General features: G+C 73.6%; 12 protein-coding genes. 10 read left to right on the forward strand and 2 right to left on the reverse strand.

The genetic code is table 11. The annotated features are described in order from the left end of the window. Position 1: 1 nt before the first annotated feature. Together OG247_RS29605 and OG247_RS29610 are read left to right on the forward strand one after the other, a co-directional pair. Positions 2-871 carry a thioesterase family protein gene (locus OG247_RS29605; protein WP_327255063.1) on the forward strand — a complete coding sequence of 290 codons (870 nt, stop codon included), beginning with the start codon at positions 2-4 and terminating at the stop codon, positions 869-871. Positions 872-964: 93 nt separating this feature from the next. Next, positions 965-2,128, forward strand: coding sequence for a cysteine desulfurase family protein (locus tag OG247_RS29610; RefSeq protein WP_327255064.1), 1,164 nt, complete (start codon positions 965-967; stop codon positions 2,126-2,128). Between the two features lie 47 nt (positions 2,129-2,175). Here OG247_RS29610 and OG247_RS29615 read toward each other — a convergent pair whose 3' ends face one another. Beyond that, complete coding sequence (locus OG247_RS29615) at positions 2,176-2,895, reverse strand: N-acetylmuramoyl-L-alanine amidase (protein ID WP_327255065.1); 720 nt, start codon at positions 2,893-2,895, stop codon at positions 2,176-2,178. Positions 2,896-2,965: 70 nt separating this feature from the next. On the opposite strand from OG247_RS29615, the gene mnmA reads away from it, so the two are divergent. Continuing rightward, on the forward strand, positions 2,966-4,114 hold the full coding sequence (mnmA, locus tag OG247_RS29620) for a tRNA 2-thiouridine(34) synthase MnmA (RefSeq protein WP_327255066.1): 1,149 nt from the start codon (positions 2,966-2,968) through the stop codon (positions 4,112-4,114). A 13-nt stretch (positions 4,115-4,127) separates the two neighbouring features. Here the strand turns inward: mnmA and OG247_RS29625 are convergent, their stop codons facing one another. After that, positions 4,128-5,060 (reverse strand): NADP-dependent oxidoreductase, encoded by a 933-nt coding sequence (locus OG247_RS29625; RefSeq protein ID WP_327255067.1) that lies wholly within the window; start codon positions 5,058-5,060, stop codon positions 4,128-4,130. A gap of 100 nt (positions 5,061-5,160) precedes the next feature. On the opposite strand from OG247_RS29625, the gene OG247_RS29630 reads away from it, so the two are divergent. From OG247_RS29630 to OG247_RS29660, 7 genes are all read left to right on the forward strand, one after another. Continuing rightward, complete coding sequence (locus OG247_RS29630) at positions 5,161-6,141, forward strand: GlxA family transcriptional regulator (protein WP_327255068.1); 981 nt, start codon at positions 5,161-5,163, stop codon at positions 6,139-6,141. A gap of 61 nt (positions 6,142-6,202) precedes the next feature. Continuing rightward, positions 6,203-9,616: a S8 family peptidase gene (locus OG247_RS29635; protein WP_327255069.1), complete on the forward strand. Its 3,414-nt coding sequence runs from the start codon at positions 6,203-6,205 to the stop codon at positions 9,614-9,616. Positions 9,617-9,724: 108 nt separating this feature from the next. Then, positions 9,725-10,069 carry a DUF1330 domain-containing protein gene (locus OG247_RS29640; protein WP_327255070.1) on the forward strand — a complete coding sequence of 115 codons (345 nt, stop codon included), beginning with the start codon at positions 9,725-9,727 and terminating at the stop codon, positions 10,067-10,069. Positions 10,070-10,157: 88 nt separating this feature from the next. Continuing rightward, positions 10,158-10,847, forward strand: a complete 690-nt coding sequence (locus OG247_RS29645; RefSeq protein WP_327255071.1) for an SDR family oxidoreductase — start codon at positions 10,158-10,160, stop codon at positions 10,845-10,847. Then, a complete protein-coding gene (locus OG247_RS29650) occupies positions 10,844-11,839 on the forward strand; it encodes a methionine synthase (protein ID WP_327255072.1) in 996 nt (331 codons plus the stop codon). Before OG247_RS29645 ends, OG247_RS29650 begins: the two co-directional genes overlap by 4 nt. A gap of 31 nt (positions 11,840-11,870) precedes the next feature. Next, a complete protein-coding gene (ligA, locus tag OG247_RS29655) occupies positions 11,871-14,081 on the forward strand; it encodes an NAD-dependent DNA ligase LigA (protein ID WP_327255073.1) in 2,211 nt (736 codons plus the stop codon). A gap of 388 nt (positions 14,082-14,469) precedes the next feature. Further along, entirely contained in the window at positions 14,470-16,692 is a 2,223-nt protein-coding gene (locus tag OG247_RS29660) for a putative bifunctional diguanylate cyclase/phosphodiesterase (protein WP_327255074.1), read from the forward strand. Positions 16,693-16,697 lie beyond the last annotated feature (5 nt).

The following is a 16,697-nucleotide window of genomic DNA, read 5'->3' on the forward strand; positions in this document are numbered from 1 at the left end:
CATGTCACACGCAGCTGCCAAGGCGTCCATCGGCGACAGCGAGTTCGACCGCGACACCACCATCACCGCCCGTGCGGGCGAGCCCGGGGTGTACGACGCGGACCTCTCCGCCGGGTGGACGATCATCACCGCCGTCAACGGCGGCTACCTCCTGGCCCTCGTCGGCCGCGCCCTGTCGGCGACCCTGCCGCACCCGGACCCCTTCACGGTCTCCGCGCACTACCTGACCTCGTCGGTCCCCGGCCCCGCCGTGATCCGCACCGAGGTCGTACGGGTCGGCCGCACGCTCTCCACCGGGCAGGCCTCCCTGTTCCAGTTCGACGAGAGCGGCGCCGAGATCGAGCGGATCCGCGTCCTGGCCTCCTACGGGGACCTCGCCGCGCTCCCGGACTCCGTCCACACCACGGCCCTCCCGCCCGTCATCCCCGCCTACGAGGACTGCCTCGGCCCCGAGGCCGGCCCGGCCCCGATCCCCGGCAGCTCGGCGATCGTGGACCGGCTCCGGCTGCGCCTGGACCCGGCGACCGCGGGCTGGGCCATCGGCCACCCCTCGGGCAAGGGCGAGATGCGCGCCTGGTTCGAGCTCGCGGACGGCCGCGACGCGGACCCCTTCTCCCTGCTCCTCGCGGTGGACGCGCTCCCGCCGACCTCCTTCGACCTCGGCCTGCTCGGCTGGACCCCCACGGTCGAACTCACCACCCACATCCGCCACCGCCCCGCGCCCGGTCCGCTCCGGGTGTCGATCACCACGCGGAACCTGGCGGGCGGCTTCCTCGAAGAGGACGCGGAGGTCTGGGACTCGGCGGACCGGCTGGTGGCCCAGTCCCGCCAGCTGGCGAGCGCTCCGCGCGTGGCGCCGAAGCCCTCCTGAGGCACCGGGCGGAGCGCCCGCCGGCCCCGGCGGGCGGTTCCCGGGCCCCGGCGGGGGATCGGGGGTGTGGGGGACTCGTAGAATCGGGGGATCATGGCCTACCTCGACCACGCCGCCACCACCCCGATGCTGCCGGAGGCCGCTGCGGCGATGACCGCGCAGTTCGCCGTCACGGGCAACGCGTCCTCCCTGCACGCCGCCGGCCGCCGCGCCCGCCGCACCGTCGAGGAGGCCCGTGAGGCCCTCGCCGACGCGCTCGGGGCCCGTCCGAGCGAGGTGGTCTTCACCGCCGGTGGCACGGAGGCCGACAACCTCGCCGTCAAGGGGCTCTACTGGGCCCGCCGCGACGCCGATCCCGCCCGGACCCGTGTCCTCGCCAGCCCCGTGGAGCACCACGCCGTCCTCGACGCCGTGCACTGGCTCGCCGAGCACGAGGGCGCGCAGGTCGAGTACCTGCCGGTCGACCGCTACGGGCGCGTGCACCCGGAGGCCTTCCGCGAGGCGGTCGAGCGGAACCCCGACGACATCGCCCTCGCCACCGTCATGTGGGCCAACAACGAGATCGGCACCGTCATGCCGATCGCCGAACTGGCCGCCGTCGCCCGCGAGTCCGGCATCCCGCTGCATTCCGACGCCGTCCAGGCCGTCGGCCAGCTCGACGTCCGCTTCGGCGACAGCGGGCTCGCCGCCATGACCGTGAGCGGCCACAAGGTCGGCGGACCGTACGGGATCGGCGCGCTGCTGCTCGGCCGCGACCAGAGCCCGGTACCCGTCCTGCACGGCGGGGGCCAGGAGCGGCACGTCCGCTCCGGCACCCTCGACGTCCCGGCCATCGCCGCCTTCGCGGTGGCCGCCGTCCTCGCCGCCGAGCGGCGCGAACGCTTCGCCACCGAGATCGGCGCCCTGCGCGACCGGCTCGTCGCCGCCGTGCTCCGCGAGGTCCCCGACGCCGTCCTCGGCGGAGACCCGGACGGCCGGCTCCCCGCCAACGCCCACTTCAGCTTCCCCGGCTGCGAGGGGGACTCCCTGCTGCTCCTGCTCGACGCCCAGGGCATCGAGTGCTCCACCGGCTCCGCCTGCACGGCCGGCGTGGCCCAGCCCAGCCACGTGCTGCTGGCCACCGGAACGGACCCGCGCCTCGCCCGGGGGACCCTGCGCTTCTCCCTCGGCCACACCTCCACGCAGGCCGACGTGGACGCGGTCGCCGCCGCCATCGGCCCGGCCGTGGCCCGCGCCCGCACGGCGGGGCTGAGCTAGTGCTGTGACCGGAAAGGTTCACCGGGCAAACCTTTCCGGCCACAGCACTAGGCGGTCTTGGCGCCCGCGGCGCCGGCCTCGTTGACCATGCGGAGGTAGCGGTCCCAGTCCCAGTGGCGGCCGGGGTCCGTGTGATCGGCGCCCGGCACCTCGGAGTGGCCGAGGAAGTGCTTGCGGTCGGCGGGTATCCCGTACCGCTTGCAGACGTCGGCGGCGAGCCGCGCCGAAGCCCCGTACATCGCGTCCGTGAAGTCCTTCGGCCGGTCCACGAACCCGACGTGCTCGATGCCGATGCTGCGCTCGTTCATGGAGCGGCTGCCCGAGTGGAAGGCGACGTCGAGCTCGCGCACCATCTGCTCGATGTGGCCGTCCTGGCCGACGATGTAGTGCGCCGACGCCCGGTGGAACGGATTCTTGAAGGCGTCCACCGAGGACTTGAAGCCGCCCTGGGTGACATGCACCACGATCCGGTCCACCCGGTAGTCCGCGGGCCGGTCCGCCAGCCGCCAGTTCGCCGGAGAGGCCGCCGTCCAGGAAGCCCCCGCGTGGTCCAGCTCGCCCTCCTTCCGCGGCTTGGACACCCCGGGCACCAGCCACCAGGCCCGCCCGATCTCATCGCGCCCGGCGACCGCCGCGGCCGTCAGCACCCCGAGCCCGCCGAACAGCACCGCCCTGCGGGTCCGCCCGGGCCGTTTGCCCCCCGCGCCGGCCCTGGCTCCCGCGCCCGCCCCGGCCCTCGTACCGCCCTTGTCGCTCTTGGTCCCCATGGTGATCCACCCCCTGCCACCGAGAACGCGCTGTGACCCCGCCCGGTTCCCCCGTACCCTGGACGGTGCTATGACTGAGAACCTGCCGAGCGTCCCCCGCCCCCTCCGCGTCCTGGCCGCCATGTCCGGCGGTGTGGACTCCGCCGTCGCCGCCGCCCGCGCCGTCGAAGCCGGGCACGACGTGACCGGCGTCCACCTCGCCCTCTCCGCGAACCCGCAGTCCTTCCGGACCGGGGCCCGCGGCTGCTGCACGATCGAGGACTCCCGCGACGCCCGCCGCGCCGCCGACGTCATCGGCATCCCCTTCTACGTCTGGGACCTCGCCGAGCGCTTCCGCGAGGACGTCGTCGAGGACTTCATCTCCGAGTACGAGGCCGGGCGCACCCCGAACCCCTGCCTGCGCTGCAACGAGAAGATCAAGTTCGCCGCGCTGCTCGACAAGGCCCTCGCCCTCGGCTTCGACGCCGTCTGTACGGGCCACTACGCCACCGTCGTCCTCAACGAGGACGGCACGCGCGAGCTGCACCGCGCCTCCGACATGGCCAAGGACCAGTCCTACGTCCTCGGCGTCCTCGACGAGAAGCAGCTCGCCCACGCGCTCTTCCCGCTCGGCGACACCCTCACCACCAAGGAAGAGATCCGCGCCGAGGCCGAGGAGCGGGGGCTGGCCGTCGCGAAGAAGCCCGACAGCCACGACATCTGCTTCATCGCCGACGGCGACACCCAGGGCTTCCTGGCGAACCGTCTCGGCAAGGCCGAGGGCGACATCGTCGACGAGGCCACCGGCGAGAAGGTCGGCACCCACGAGGGCGCCTTCGGGTTCACCATCGGCCAGCGCAAGGGCCTGCGGATCGGCCACCCGGCCCCCGACGGCAAGCCGCGCTACGTCCTCGACATCTCCCCGGTGAACAACACCGTCACGGTCGGCCCCGTCGAAGCCCTCGACGTCACCGCCCTCACCGCGATCCGCCCCCGCTGGTGCGGATCCACCGCCGCCGCCCCGGGCACCTACACCGCACAGCTGCGCGCCCACGGCGGCGAGACCGAGGTCTTCGCCGAGCTGGTGGAGGGCGAACTGCGCGTCCGCTTCACCGAGCCCGTCCGCGGCGTGGCCCCCGGCCAGGCGATCGTCCTCTACGACGGCACCCGCGTGGTCGGCTCCGCCACGATCTCCGCGACCACCCGGGCGACCGCGGCCGCCCCGGCCGCCTCGGTCTAGACGTCCAGGACGTCTAGGCGTCCTGGACCACCGTCAGGACGATCTTGCCGGTGGTCCGGCCCTGCTCGCCGATCTCGTGGGCCTTCGCGGCCTCCGCCAGGGGCAGGACCGTGTCGATCACCGGGCGGAGCCTGCCTTCTGCGACCAAGGCGGCGATCGCCTTCAGGCCCGCGTAGTCCGGCTCGACGAGGGTCCAGCCGGTGTGGAAGCCCTCGGCGTCGGCCGGTACGTCGTCCGGGCCGTTCAGGGTGATCAGGTGCCCGCCCGGGCGCAGCACCTTCAGCGAGCGCGTCCCGTAGTCGCCGCCGATGGCGTCGATCACGACGTCCACGTCCGCGACGACGTCTTCGAAGGCTGTGGTCCGGTAGTCGATCAGTTCGTCGGCCCCGAGCGAGCGGAGCACCTCGTGCTTGGCGGCGCTGGCGGTGCCGATCACGTACGCCCCGAGCGCCTTGGCGATCTGGACGGCGAAGTGCCCCACGCCGCCCGCCGCCGCGTGCACCAGGACCCGCTGCCCCGGCCGCACGCCGGCGGTGTCGGTCAGCGCCTGCCAGGCGGTGAGCGCGGCCAGCGGGAGCGCCGCCGCCTGGACGTGGTTGATGGCGGCCGGCTTGCGGGTGAAGTGCCGGGCCGTGGCTGTGACGTACTCGGCGTAGCCGCCCGCCTGGACCGGGAATCGGGGCATGCCGAAGACCTCGTCGCCGGGCTGGAACATCGTCACGCCGGGGCCGACGGCCTCGACCGTGCCGGACACGTCCCAGCCGACGGCCGGGACCGGCCCCCAGGGGATCAGGGCGCCGCTGGCCCGGGTCTTCCAGTCGACCGGGTTCACGCCGGCCGCGTGGACCCGTACCAGGATCTCGCCCATGCCCGGCTCCGGGCGGTCCAGCTCGGTCTCGGTCAGTACCTCGGGTCCGCCCCACTGGCTGACGACGATGGCGCGCATGTGTTTCTCCTCAGGTGTGTCCGGTGGTTTCGCCTTAGCTTCGGCGGCGGAGCGAGGCCGTGGTATTGGCCGGACGGCCACCCTGTGACAGGATCTGGCCATGCACCGGATCGCCGTACTCGCCCTCGAAGGCGTCCCCCCGTTCGAGCTCGGGATGCCGTCCCGGGTGTTCGGCAACGCCGTCGACGACTCCGGGAAGCCGCTCTACGAGGTGACCGTCTGCACCGTCGACGGGCAGCCCGTGAGCAGCGACGCGGGCTTCACGGTCGGGGTCTCGGCGGGACCCGAGGCCCTCGCGGCCGCCGACACGGTGATCATCCCGCCGACCAACGTCATGATGGCGCTGGAGCAGGGCGTACCCCTGCCCCGGCCGCTCGCCGACGCCCTCGCCGCGATCCGCCCCGGCACCCGGCTGGTGTCGATCTGCACCGGCACCTACGTGCTCGCCGCAGCCGGCCTGCTCGACGGCAGGCCCGCCACCACGCACTGGATCAAGGCGCCCGCCTTCCAGCGGGCCTTCCCGCGCGTCAAGCTCGACGAGGACGTGCTCTTCGTCGACGACGGGGACATCCTGACCTCCGCCGGGGTCGCCGCCGGCGTGGACCTCTGCCTCTACATGATCCGCCAGGACCACGGCACGGCCGTCGCCAACCGCGCCGCGCGGCTGTGCGTCGTACCGCCGTGGCGCGACGGCGGGCAGGCCCAGTACATCGTCCGGCCCGTCCCCGAACCCACCGTCGCCACCACCACCGCCACCCGGGCCTGGGCCCTGGAACGCCTCGCCGAACCGATCGCCCTGGCCGAACTGGCCGCCCACGCCCGGATGAGCCTGCGCACCTTCACCCGACGCTTCCGCGACGAGGTCGGCATGACCCCGGTGCAGTGGCTCACCGGCCAGCGCCTGGAAATGGCACGCCAGTTGCTGGAGACCAGCGACCTCCCCGTCGACCTGGTGGCCCACCGCTCCGGCTTCGGCTCGGCGAACTCGCTGCGCCAGCACATGCGTTCCGCACTCGGTATCTCCCCGATTGCCTACCGGCGCACCTTCCAGCCCAACTCCTATGCTCCTGCGCACCATTGATGCACCGTCAGGACATCGGCATACTGCGTGGCCCTGCACTCTTCTTCTCAGGGGGAACCACGTGCGCAACCACCACACCAGGACGGCGGCGGCCTCGCTCGCGGCGGCCGCCGCACTCGTGCTCGCGGCGGGGCTGACCACCCCGGCCGCCGCGGCGCCCGAGACCGGCTCATCGGGCACACCCTCCGCGACCGCCCCAGGGGGCCCGGGGTCCGCGAGCACCGGGGACGGTGCGGCATCCGCCGCCGGACGGGCCCCGACCACCCGCATCACCCTCGTCACCGGCGACCGCGTCGTCCTCGCCGCCGACGGCAGGCCCGTCTCCCTCGAGCGCGCCGAGGGCCGCGCGCACATACCGTTCTCGGTGCACACCGAGAACGGCCACACCAGCGTCGTGCCGTACGACGCCAGGCCGCTGATCCGCGCCGGAAAGCTCGACCCGCGCCTGTTCGACATCACCGAACTGAGCCGCCCCGAGTACCTGGCGCGTCCCTCCGGCCGGCTCCAGCTGATCGTCGGCTACGAGGGCCCCGCCCCCGCCGCCCGGTCCGCCCTGCGGGCCGCCGGCGGCCCGCAGGTCACCCGGACCTACCCCACCCTCGACGCCGAGGCCGTCAGCGCCGACCCCGGAGCCGCCGCCGCCCTCTGGGAAGCGCTCACCGACCCCCGGCAGGACGCCGGAGGCCGCGCCGCGGCCCCCGGCATCGCCACGGTCTGGCTCGACGCCGAGCGCACCGCCACCCTGGACAGGAGCACCCGGCAGATCGGCGCCGACCGGGCCTGGGCCGCCGGATACGACGGCTCCGGCGTCAAGATCGCCGTGCTCGACACCGGCATCGACGCCACCCACGCCGACCTGGCCGGCCAGGTCGTCGCCGCGCAGAACTTCTCCCGCTCCGAGGACGCCGCGGACCGCTTCGGCCACGGCACGCACGTCGCCTCCATCGCCGCCGGTACGGGCGCCCGCTCGGCCGGCGCCTTCAAGGGCGTCGCGCCCGGCGCGAAACTGCTCAACGGCAAGGTCCTGGACGACCGCGGCTCCGGCAGCGACTCCGGCATCCTCGCCGGCATGGAATGGGCCGTCGCCCAGGGCGCCGACATCGTCAACCTCAGCCTCGGCGCGCCCGACACCCCACAGCTCGACCCCGTCGAAGCGGCCGTGGACCGGCTCAGCGCCGAGAAGGGCGTGCTCTTCGCCGTCGCCGCAGGCAACAGCGGCCGCCGCGGCCCCGGCACCGTCCAGTCCCCGGGCAGCGCGAGCGCGGCGCTCACCGTCGGCGCCGTCGACGACGCCGACGTGCTCGCCCCCTTCTCCAGCACCGGCCCGCGCCTCGGCGACGGCGCGGTCAAGCCGGACGTCACGGCGCCCGGCGTCGACATCACCGCGGCCGCCGCCCCCGGCAGCGTCATCGACCGCGAGAGCGGACAGGACCCGGCCGGCTACCTGACCATCTCCGGCACCTCCATGGCCACCCCGCACGTCGCCGGGGCCGCCGCCCTGCTCAAGCAGCGGCACCCGGACTGGAAGGGCGCCGAGCTCAAGGGCGCGCTGACCGGCTCCGCCCAGGGGGCCGCGTACACCCCGTACCAGCAGGGCACCGGCCGGATCGCCGTCGACGGCGCGCTCGGCCAGAGCGTGATCGCCCAGGAGGCGGCGCTGACCTTCGACATGCAGCGCTGGCCGCACGCGGACGACGTCCCGCAGACCCGGAAGATCACCTACCGCAACCTCGGCGCCGCGCCCGTCACCCTCGACCTCACCGTCACGGGCAGCGCCCCCGGCGGCGCGCCCGCGCCCGAGGGCTTCTTCACCCTCGGCGACCGCCGGCTCACCGTCCCGGCGGGCGGCACCGCCGAGACCGCGCTGACGGTGGACACCCGCCTCGGCGGAACGGCGGACGGCACCTACAGCGCGTACACCACCGCGACGGCTACCGGCGGCGGCCAGCGGGTGCGTACGGCCGCCGTCGCCGAACGCGAGCCCGAGTCCTACGATCTGACGCTCCGCCACCTCGGACGCGACGGGAAACCGGCCGCGGACCACGCCACCACCGTCCAGGGCGTCAGGGGCGGCGCGGCGGCCCGCCGCTTCGAGGCCCACGACCCCTCCGGCACCGTCACCCTGCGCGTCCCCAAGGGCGGCTACCTGCTCGACGCCGCCCTCGTCGTCGACCCGCTCGACCTCACCAAGGGCGCCGACTGGATCGTCCGGCCGCAGCTCGACATCACCGCCGACACCACGGTCACCCTCGACGCGCGCACCACCCGGCCGGTGGAGATCACGGTCCCCTCGAAGTCGGCGCAGGCCCAGTTCGTGATGCCCTCGTACACCCTGAACGAGGGCGGCGCACGCTACGGCTTCGGCTTCTGGCTCGACTCGCTCACCGGCTTCCGCACCCGCCAGTCGGGCCCGCCGCCCGCCGCCGGAGCGCTCAGCCAGCAGTGGGACGTGCATTGGCAGGACGGCCCCTCGACGGAGTACCACGCGGTGCTGGGCGGCCCCGTACGGAGCCTCGCCACCGGCTACACCCGGCACCTGAAATCCCGCGACCTGGCGGCCCTCGTGATCGGCCAGGGCGCCTCCGCCCCGGGCAAGGAGGGCTCGCCCGTCGCGATCGGCAGCCTCCCGGACAGCCGTTCCGGCAGCTCGATGTCCCTGCGGCGGCCCCTGCCGACCACGGCCACGCTCTACGTGTCCACCCTGGACAAGGTGACCTGGGACCTCCTCTACACGCAGAGCTCCGGACACGACGAGAACGGCTTCCCGCGGGAGGAGACGGCGTACGAGGCGGAGAGCGGGCGCACCCTCACGGGCGGCCGCACCTACCACGAGCGCTTCAACGCGGCTGTGTTCGGGCCCCGGTTGGACGCCGAGCACGGGGTGTTCCGCGACGGCGGCTCGATCGGCGGCTCCGTCCCCCTGCTGGCGGACGGCGCGAACCACCAGGGCGGGTTCCACGAGGCCACCGGCAGCACCGTCCTGCGCCGTGACGGCGTCGAGGTGGGCCGCAGCGACAGCCCGCTTGAGTCGAGCGACCCCTTCCCGGTCCCGCCGGGCGAGGCCGCGTACGAGCTCACCACGACGGCCCGGCTGAGCCCGGATCTCTCGGCCACCTCCTCCGAGACCACGGCCACCTGGCGGTTCCGCTCGCAGGAGACGGCCGGACCGGTCCCGCTCCCGGTCTCGGTGGTCCGCTTCGACGCCCGCCCGGCCCTGGACGGCACCCTGCCGGCGGGCCGCACGGCGAACTTCCCGGTGACCGTCCAGGGCCCGGCGGCCACCGCCCGGGCCTCCCTCCGGGCGGAGGTCTCCTACGACGAGGGCCGCACCTGGCGCCCGCTCCACGTCCGCCACGGCAGGGTGGACGTCCGCACCCCCGCGAAGGGCGGCACGGTCTCCCTGCGCGGCACCGTCACGGACCGCTCGGGCAACACGTCGCAGGTGACGGTCCTGCGCGCCTACCTGGCGGGCTGACGCCCCGCCCACCCGCCCACCGATGACCCCGGAGGTAATCGCCTCCGGGGCCACCGGCGGGCAGGATCGGACCAACAAGCCGATCCCGCAGGGAAGAAGAGGCCCGAGATGACCGCCTACGCCATCGCCCACATACGCCCCGAGACCATGAACGAGGACATCCTCCGCTACATCGAGGAGATCCAGGCCACCATGGACCCCTTCGAGGGCCGCTTCCTCGTCCACGGCCGGCAGGTCGAGGTCATGGAGGGCAGCTGGCCCGGCACGGTCGTGATGATCGGCTTCCCCGACCTCGAGCGCGCACGGGGGTGGTACGCGTCGGAGGCCTACCAGGCGCTGATCCCGCTCCGCGCGGATCACATCGCGGGGGACGTCATCCTGGTCGACGGCGTCCCCGCGGACTACGACGCCTCGAAGACGGCGGCAACCCTCCGCGAGACCGCCGGCCTCTGACGCGACCCCGGGGCCGGGCCGGGGCCGGATACGGATGCGCATGCGGGCGCGGCGTGGGCGGGGTGGGGTACCTGCGAGCATGGGAGGCATGGCCACTCACCTGATCACCGGCGCCGGCTCCGGCATCGGCAAAGCCGTCGCGGACCGCCTGCACGCCCGCGGCGACGACCTCGTCCTGCTCGCCCGCGACGCCGCCCGCGCCCGGCAGCTCACTGACCGCTACCCGGGATCGAGCGCGCTCGTCGGGGACCTCGCCGACCCCGACCGGCTGTCGTGGGCCTTCTCCAAGCAGGCCATCCCGGAGCGGATCGACTCCCTCCTGCACATCGCCGGCATCGTGGACCTCGGCCCGGTGGGGGAGCTGCGCCCCAAGACCTGGCACCAGCAGCTCAACGTCAACCTCATCGCCCCCGCCGAGGCCACCCGGCTCCTGCTGCCGACCCTGCGCGCCTCGCACGCCACCATCGTCTTCGTGAACTCCGGCGCCGGTCTCGCCGCCCACGCCGACTGGAGCGCCTACGCCGCCTCCAAGCACGGGCTGAAGGCCCTCGCCGACTCGCTCCGGGCCGAGGAGAAGGAGAACGGCATCCGCGTCACCTCCGTCTACCCCGGCCGCACCGCCACCCCCATGCAGATGAAGGTCCGCTCCCAGGAGGGCGAGACCTACGACGCCGCCGACTGGATCGACGCCGAGTCCGTCGCGACCACCATCGTGATGGCCGTCGACCTGCCCCGCGACGCCGTGGTCAGCGACCTCACCGTCAGGCCCGGCCGATGAGCACGAGCCGCACCGGCGGAGCCACCGGAGTCGGCTCGCTGCCCGGCGGCGACGCCCGCGAGGCCGCCAAGACCGTCACCGGCTCCTTCGAGGAGTTCCCGTACCTCGCCGAGCTGCCCGCCCGCGGCCCCGGCTCGGACATGATCGGCCGGTCCCTCGGGCTGCTCGTGGACATGTACGCGCACGTCGAGCCCAGCGGCTGGCGGATCAGCGACCGCCCCGGCCGCGACAGCAAGCGGGCCCGCTCCTGGCTGGGCGAAGACCTCGACGCCCTGGAGGAGTTCACCCAGGGCTACCAGGGCCGGCTCAAGGTCCAGGCCGTCGGGCCGTGGACGCTGGCCTCCGCCCTGGAGCTGCACGGCGGCGAGGCCGTCCTCCAGGACCCGGGCGCCTGCCGGGACCTGGCCGGGTCGCTCGCGGAGGGCCTGCGCGAGCACCTTGCCGACGTACGCAAGCGGATCCCCGGCGCCGAGATCGTCCTCCAGTACGACGAGCCCTCGCTCACCGCCGTCCTGCTCGGCCGGGTGCGCTCCGCCAGCGGCTACCGCACCTACCGCGCCGTCGACCGGCAGGTCGTCGAGGGGACCCTGCGCGAGCTGTTCGCCGTCCACGACGGCGAGGTCATCGTCCACTCCTGCGCACCCGAGGTGCCCTTCGGACTGCTGCGGCGCGCCGGGGTCTCGGGCGTGTCGTTCGATTTCTCCTTGCTCACCGAGCGCGAGGATGACGCGATCGGGGAAGCAGTCGAAGCCGGTACGAAACTCTTCGCCGGAGTGGTGCCCGGGACCGACGGCCCGTTGTCGGACCCGGGCGGTAGCGTCATGGGTGTCAGGAAGCTTTGGCGCAGGCTGGGGCTGACCCCGGGGACTCTGGCGGAGTCCGTCGTGGTCACCCCGACGTGCGGTCTGGCGGGCGCTTCGCCCGCCTACGCACGGGCGGTTCAGGCGCACTGCGTCAGGGCGGCGAGGTCGCTCGCCGACAACCCTGAGTGATGGATCGAGACGGGTCACGGGAGGACACGGCATGGCAGCCGAACAGAAGCAGGGCAGCGAATCGGCCGTACCGGCGGAACTGCGCGAGCAGCACGCGCTGATCGCCGAGCAGGTCGAGGAGCACCGCTTCCGGTACTACGTGAACGACCAGCCGGTCGTCAGCGACGCCGAGTTCGACCAGCTGCTGCGCTCGCTGGAAGCCCTGGAGGAGCAGTACCCGGAGCTGCGCACGCCCGATTCGCCCACCCAGAAGGTGGCCGGGGCGTACGAGACGGACTTCGCCTCCGTGGAGCACCGCGAGCGGATGCTCTCCCTCGACAACGCCTTCGACGACGAGGAACTGGCGGCCTGGGCCGAGCGCGTGGCCCGGGACGCCAACACCTCCGACTACCACTACCTGTGCGAGCTGAAGGTGGACGGCCTCGCCGTCAACCTCACCTACGAGAACGGCCGCCTGACCCGCGCCGCCACCCGCGGCGACGGCCGCACGGGCGAGGACATCACGCCCAACGTCCGCACCATCGCCGACATCCCCGACCGGCTGAAGGGCGACCGGATCCCCGCCCTGGTCGAGATCCGCGGCGAGGTCTACTTCCCGATGGAGAAGTTCGAGGAGCTCAACGCACGGCTCGTCGAGGCCGAGGGCAAGCCCTTCGCCAACCCGCGCAACGCGGCGGCCGGTTCGCTGCGCCAGAAGGACCCGAAGGTCACCGCGAGCCGCCCGCTGCACATGGTCGTGCACGGCATCGGCGCCCGCGAGGGCTTCGAGATCGAGCGCCAGTCGCAGGCGTACGAGCTGCTGCACGAGTGGGGCATGCCCACCGCCCAGCACAACAAGGTGGTCTCCACGCTCGCCGAGGTCCGGGAGTTCATCGCGAACTTCGGCGAGAACCGGCACTCCGTGGAGCACGAGATCGACGGCGTCGTCGTCAAGCTCGACGAGATCGCCCTCCAGGGCCGGCTCGGCTCCACCGCGCGCGCCCCGCGCTGGGCCATCGCCTGGAAGTACGCCCCCGAAGAGGTCAACACCAAGCTGATCGACATCAAGGTCGGCGTGGGCCGCACCGGGCGCGTGACCCCGTACGCCCAGGTGGAGCCGGTGACGGTGGCGGGCTCCGAGGTGGAGTTCGCGACCCTGCACAACCAGGAGGTCGTCAAGGCCAAGGGCGTGCTCATCGGGGACACCGTCGTCCTGCGCAAGGCCGGCGACGTCATCCCCGAGATCCTCGGGCCGGTGGTCGACCTGCGCGACGGCAGCGAGCGGGAGTTCGTCATGCCCGCCGAGTGCCCCGAGTGCGGGACGCCGCTGCGGCCCATGAAAGAAGGGGACATCGACGTCCGGTGCCCCAACGCGCAGTCCTGCCCGGCCCAGTTGCGCGAGCGCGTCGGCTACCTGGCCGGACGCGACAGCCTGGACATCGAGAACTTCGGCATGGTCGCGGCGGCGGCGCTGACCGGCCCGCTGGAGCCGGCCGTCCCGCCGCTCCTCGACGAGGGCGACCTCTTCGACCTGACCATCGAGCAGCTGCTGCCGATCAAGGCGTACGTCCTCGACCCGGACAGCGGGCTGCCCAAGCGGGACCCGAAGACGGGCGAGGAGAAGATCGTCACGGTCTTCGCCAACCAGAAGGGCGAGCCGAAGAAGAACGCCCTGGCGATGCTGGAGAACATCGCCGCGGCCAAGGACCGCCCGCTCGCCCGCATCATCAACGGGCTGTCGATCCGTCACGTCGGCCCGGTCGCGGCGGAGGCCCTCGCCCGCCAGTTCCGGTCGATCGACGCGATCCGCAGCGCCACCGAGGAGGAACTGACCTCGGCCGAGGGCGTCGGCGCCATCATCGCCACCTCCCTCAAGGAGTGGTTCGCCGAGCCGTGGCACGAGGAGATCCTGCGCAAGTGGCGGGCGGCCGGCGTCCGGATGGAGGAGGAAGGTTCCGGCGAGGACGAGGGGCCGCGCCCGCTGGAGGGGCTGACCGTCGTCGTCACGGGAACTTTGCAGAGCCACACGCGGGACGGCGCGAAGGAGGCCCTGCAGAGCCGCGGCGCCAAGGTGACCGGGTCCGTCTCGAAGAAGACCTCCTTCGTCGTGGTCGGTGACAACCCCGGCTCGAAATACGACAAGGCCGTGCAGCTGAAGCTGTCGATCCTCGACGACGCCGGCTTCGCCGTCCTGCTCGAAGAGGGCCCGGACGCGGCGCGCGAGGCCGCGCTCCCGGTGGACGGCGACGCCGCAGCCGAGTAGCGAAGGCGAACGGATGCGTGGCGTGCGGCCGTACGAGCGGGCGCGCGCCGGGCGCGGACGGCGGTGGCACCCGCGGGGGCGCGGCCGGTACCGGGCCCCCGCGAGGCCGGTACAAGGCTGGTGGCGGGCCCGTGACCTGTCGGATCATCGGACGGGCGGCCGGAGGGTCCTGGTCCGAACTCACCCGTTCGGCGGATACCGTACTGATGAGGATGGCTGGGTCGTATTCGGGCAACCGCCGCCGACCGCTGCCCCTGGGCGCCTCCCGCGTCCTACTGTTGAGGGGTGCGCCTGTCGTGCACGGCTGCTTGACGCGATTCCAGCCGTGATGGCATGACATCGGGGCCATCGCGTGGCATCGGCATCGCCGGCTGTGAGAGGGACGGGCATGAAACCCACCGAAAGCGCCGACCCGTCACCAGATTTCGGCGGGGATTTCCCGTCCATGCGGACGGGCCGGCTCGGTGTCCTGGGTTCCAGGACACCGCAAGCGCGACCGCTCGACACCGGAGCGGGCACGGGCCCCGCGGGCCGCGGCGCCGCGCTGCCCTCCCTCATCGTGGGTCTCGCCGCCGTCGTGCTCGGCATCGGCGTCGTCACCGCGCTGACCAGCCGTCACGCCCTGTTCCCCGGCGGCCCGGTCGGCTGGGCGCTCGCCCTGCTCACCGGCATCATCGTCGGCCACCTCGTCGCCCTCGGCCGCGACCGCTGGTGGGGCGGCACCGGATCCGGCGCGGCCCTCACCCTCGGCGTCCTCATCCTCTACGGATGGGTCCCCGCCGGACTGGTCTCCCTCGCCGTGGTCTCCCTCGTCGGCGCCGCCCGCAGGCACCGCTGGCGCCAGGGCCTGCTCCACGGAGCCACCGACATCCTCGGCATCGGCGCGGGCGCCCTCGTCCTCGCCGCGTTCGGCGAGTCGCCCTCCGTCGAAGCCCCGTGGCGGCCCACCGGCTGGGAGCTCGACGCGGTACCCGAGGTCATCCTGGTCGCCCTCGCCTACCTGCTCGTCACCCGCGTCCTGCTGTGGCTCGCCCTCGCCCCGAGCGGCGGAGGACTGCCCACGGTCGCCCGTACGGCGCTGCTGCGCCAGGCCCTGGTCGCCGTCGCCCTCCTCGGCATCGCCCCGCTGATCTGCGTGGTCGCCGAATCGAAGCCGGTCCTGCTGCCGCTGTTCGCCGTACCGCTGATCGCCCTGGACTCCACCCTGTGGATCGCCCGCGCCCGCGCCGAGGAGCAGTTGCGGGACCCGCTCACCGGACTGCCCAACCGCCAGTGGCTGCTGGAGCGCGCCTGGAGCGCCCTCGACCAGGCCGAACGGTCGGGCACCCGCGCGGCCCTGGTGCTGATCGACCTGGACCGCTTCCGCGCGGTCAACGACACCCTCGGCCACCTCGCCGGCGACCGGCTGCTCCTGCAGATCGCGGACCGGCTGCGCCAGGCCCTGCCCCCGGACGCCGAGGCGGCCCGGCTCGGCGGCGACGAGTTCGCCGTCCTCCTCCCCGTCGCCGACTCCACCACCAGCGCCCAGCGGATCGCACGCAACCTCGTCGCCGAACTCAGCTCCCCCCTCGACCTGGACGGCCTGACCCTGGTCCTGGAAGCCAGCGCCGGCCTCGCCGTCTTCCCCGACCACGCGCTGGACGCGGAGGGCCTGCTGCGCCGCGCCGACGTCGCCATGTACCAGGCGAAGCGGGACCGGACCGGAGTCGAGGTCTACGAGTCCAAGCGCGACAGCAACACCCCCGACCGCCTCGGCCTGCTGGGCGACCTGCGCCGGGCGCTGGACGCGGGCGATGTGGAACTGCACTACCAGCCGAAGGTCTGCTTCGACGGCAAGGTGGCCGGGCTGGAAGCCCTGGTGCGCTGGGTGCACCCGGAGCGCGGGCGGGTCCCCCCGGACGAGTTCATCGCGATCGCGGAGACCTCCGGGCTGATGCCCCACCTGACCGAGTACGTACTGGAGACCGCGCTCGCGCAGGTCGCCCGGTGGCGGGCCCAGGGCCTCAAGGTCCCGGTCGCCGTCAACGTGTCCCCGCGCGACGTCCACACCCCCGGCTTCGCGGGAGCCGTGGCCGCGCGCCTCGCCCGGCACGGGGTCCCCGCGAGCGGGCTCCAGCTGGAAATAACGGAACACGTCCTGCTGGAGGACCCGCAGCGGGCCGCCGACACCATGGCCGGACTGACCGGCCACGGCGTGAAGATGTCCCTCGACGACTTCGGCACGGGCTACTCCTCCCTCGTCCACCTGCGGCGGCTGCCGGTCAGCGAACTGAAGATCGACCGGTCCTTCGTGGCGCGGCTCGCGGTGGACGCCCAGGACGCGGAGATCGTCCGCTGCACCGTGGACCTCGCCCACTCGCTGGGCCTGCTGGTCGTCGCGGAGGGCGTCGAGGACGACGAGACGTGGGAGCGGCTGCGCGACCTGGGCTGCGACGCCGTCCAGGGCTGGCTGGTCGCCGCCGCGATGCCTCCGCAGGAGGCGACGGCCTGGCTGCTCGCCCGCGGGGAACGCGGCTGGCGGCGGCCGGCGGACATCACGGCGGAGCTGGCCGCGGAGGCGGAGGCGGCGGCCCAGACCGCGGCCGCGGCCGCGGCGTCCCAGTCCCAGTGAGGTAC

This window comes from Streptomyces sp. NBC_01244 (assembly GCF_035987325.1).
Lineage (GTDB): Bacteria > Actinomycetota > Actinomycetes > Streptomycetales > Streptomycetaceae > Streptomyces.

What these genes read in the sequence shown, in the direction of transcription:
- OG247_RS29625 (WP_327255067.1), bottom strand. Translation starts at nt 5,060, where the DNA reads ATGCGCGCCATCGTCGTCAGCCAGTGGGGCGGACCCGAGGTACTGACC.
- OG247_RS29615 (WP_327255065.1), bottom strand. Translation starts at nt 2,895, where the DNA reads ATGGGGACCAAGAGCGACAAGGGCGGTACGAGGGCCGGGGCGGGCGCG.
- OG247_RS29660 (WP_327255074.1), top strand. Translation starts at nt 14,470, where the DNA reads ATGAAACCCACCGAAAGCGCCGACCCGTCACCAGATTTCGGCGGGGAT.
- mnmA (WP_327255066.1), top strand. Translation starts at nt 2,966, where the DNA reads ATGACTGAGAACCTGCCGAGCGTCCCCCGCCCCCTCCGCGTCCTGGCC.
- ligA (WP_327255073.1), top strand. Translation starts at nt 11,871, where the DNA reads ATGGCAGCCGAACAGAAGCAGGGCAGCGAATCGGCCGTACCGGCGGAA.
- OG247_RS29610 (WP_327255064.1), top strand. Translation starts at nt 965, where the DNA reads ATGGCCTACCTCGACCACGCCGCCACCACCCCGATGCTGCCGGAGGCC.
- OG247_RS29645 (WP_327255071.1), top strand. Translation starts at nt 10,158, where the DNA reads ATGGCCACTCACCTGATCACCGGCGCCGGCTCCGGCATCGGCAAAGCC.
- OG247_RS29640 (WP_327255070.1), top strand. Translation starts at nt 9,725, where the DNA reads ATGACCGCCTACGCCATCGCCCACATACGCCCCGAGACCATGAACGAG.
- OG247_RS29630 (WP_327255068.1), top strand. Translation starts at nt 5,161, where the DNA reads ATGCACCGGATCGCCGTACTCGCCCTCGAAGGCGTCCCCCCGTTCGAG.
- OG247_RS29650 (WP_327255072.1), top strand. Translation starts at nt 10,844, where the DNA reads ATGAGCACGAGCCGCACCGGCGGAGCCACCGGAGTCGGCTCGCTGCCC.
- OG247_RS29605 (WP_327255063.1), top strand. Translation starts at nt 2, where the DNA reads ATGTCACACGCAGCTGCCAAGGCGTCCATCGGCGACAGCGAGTTCGAC.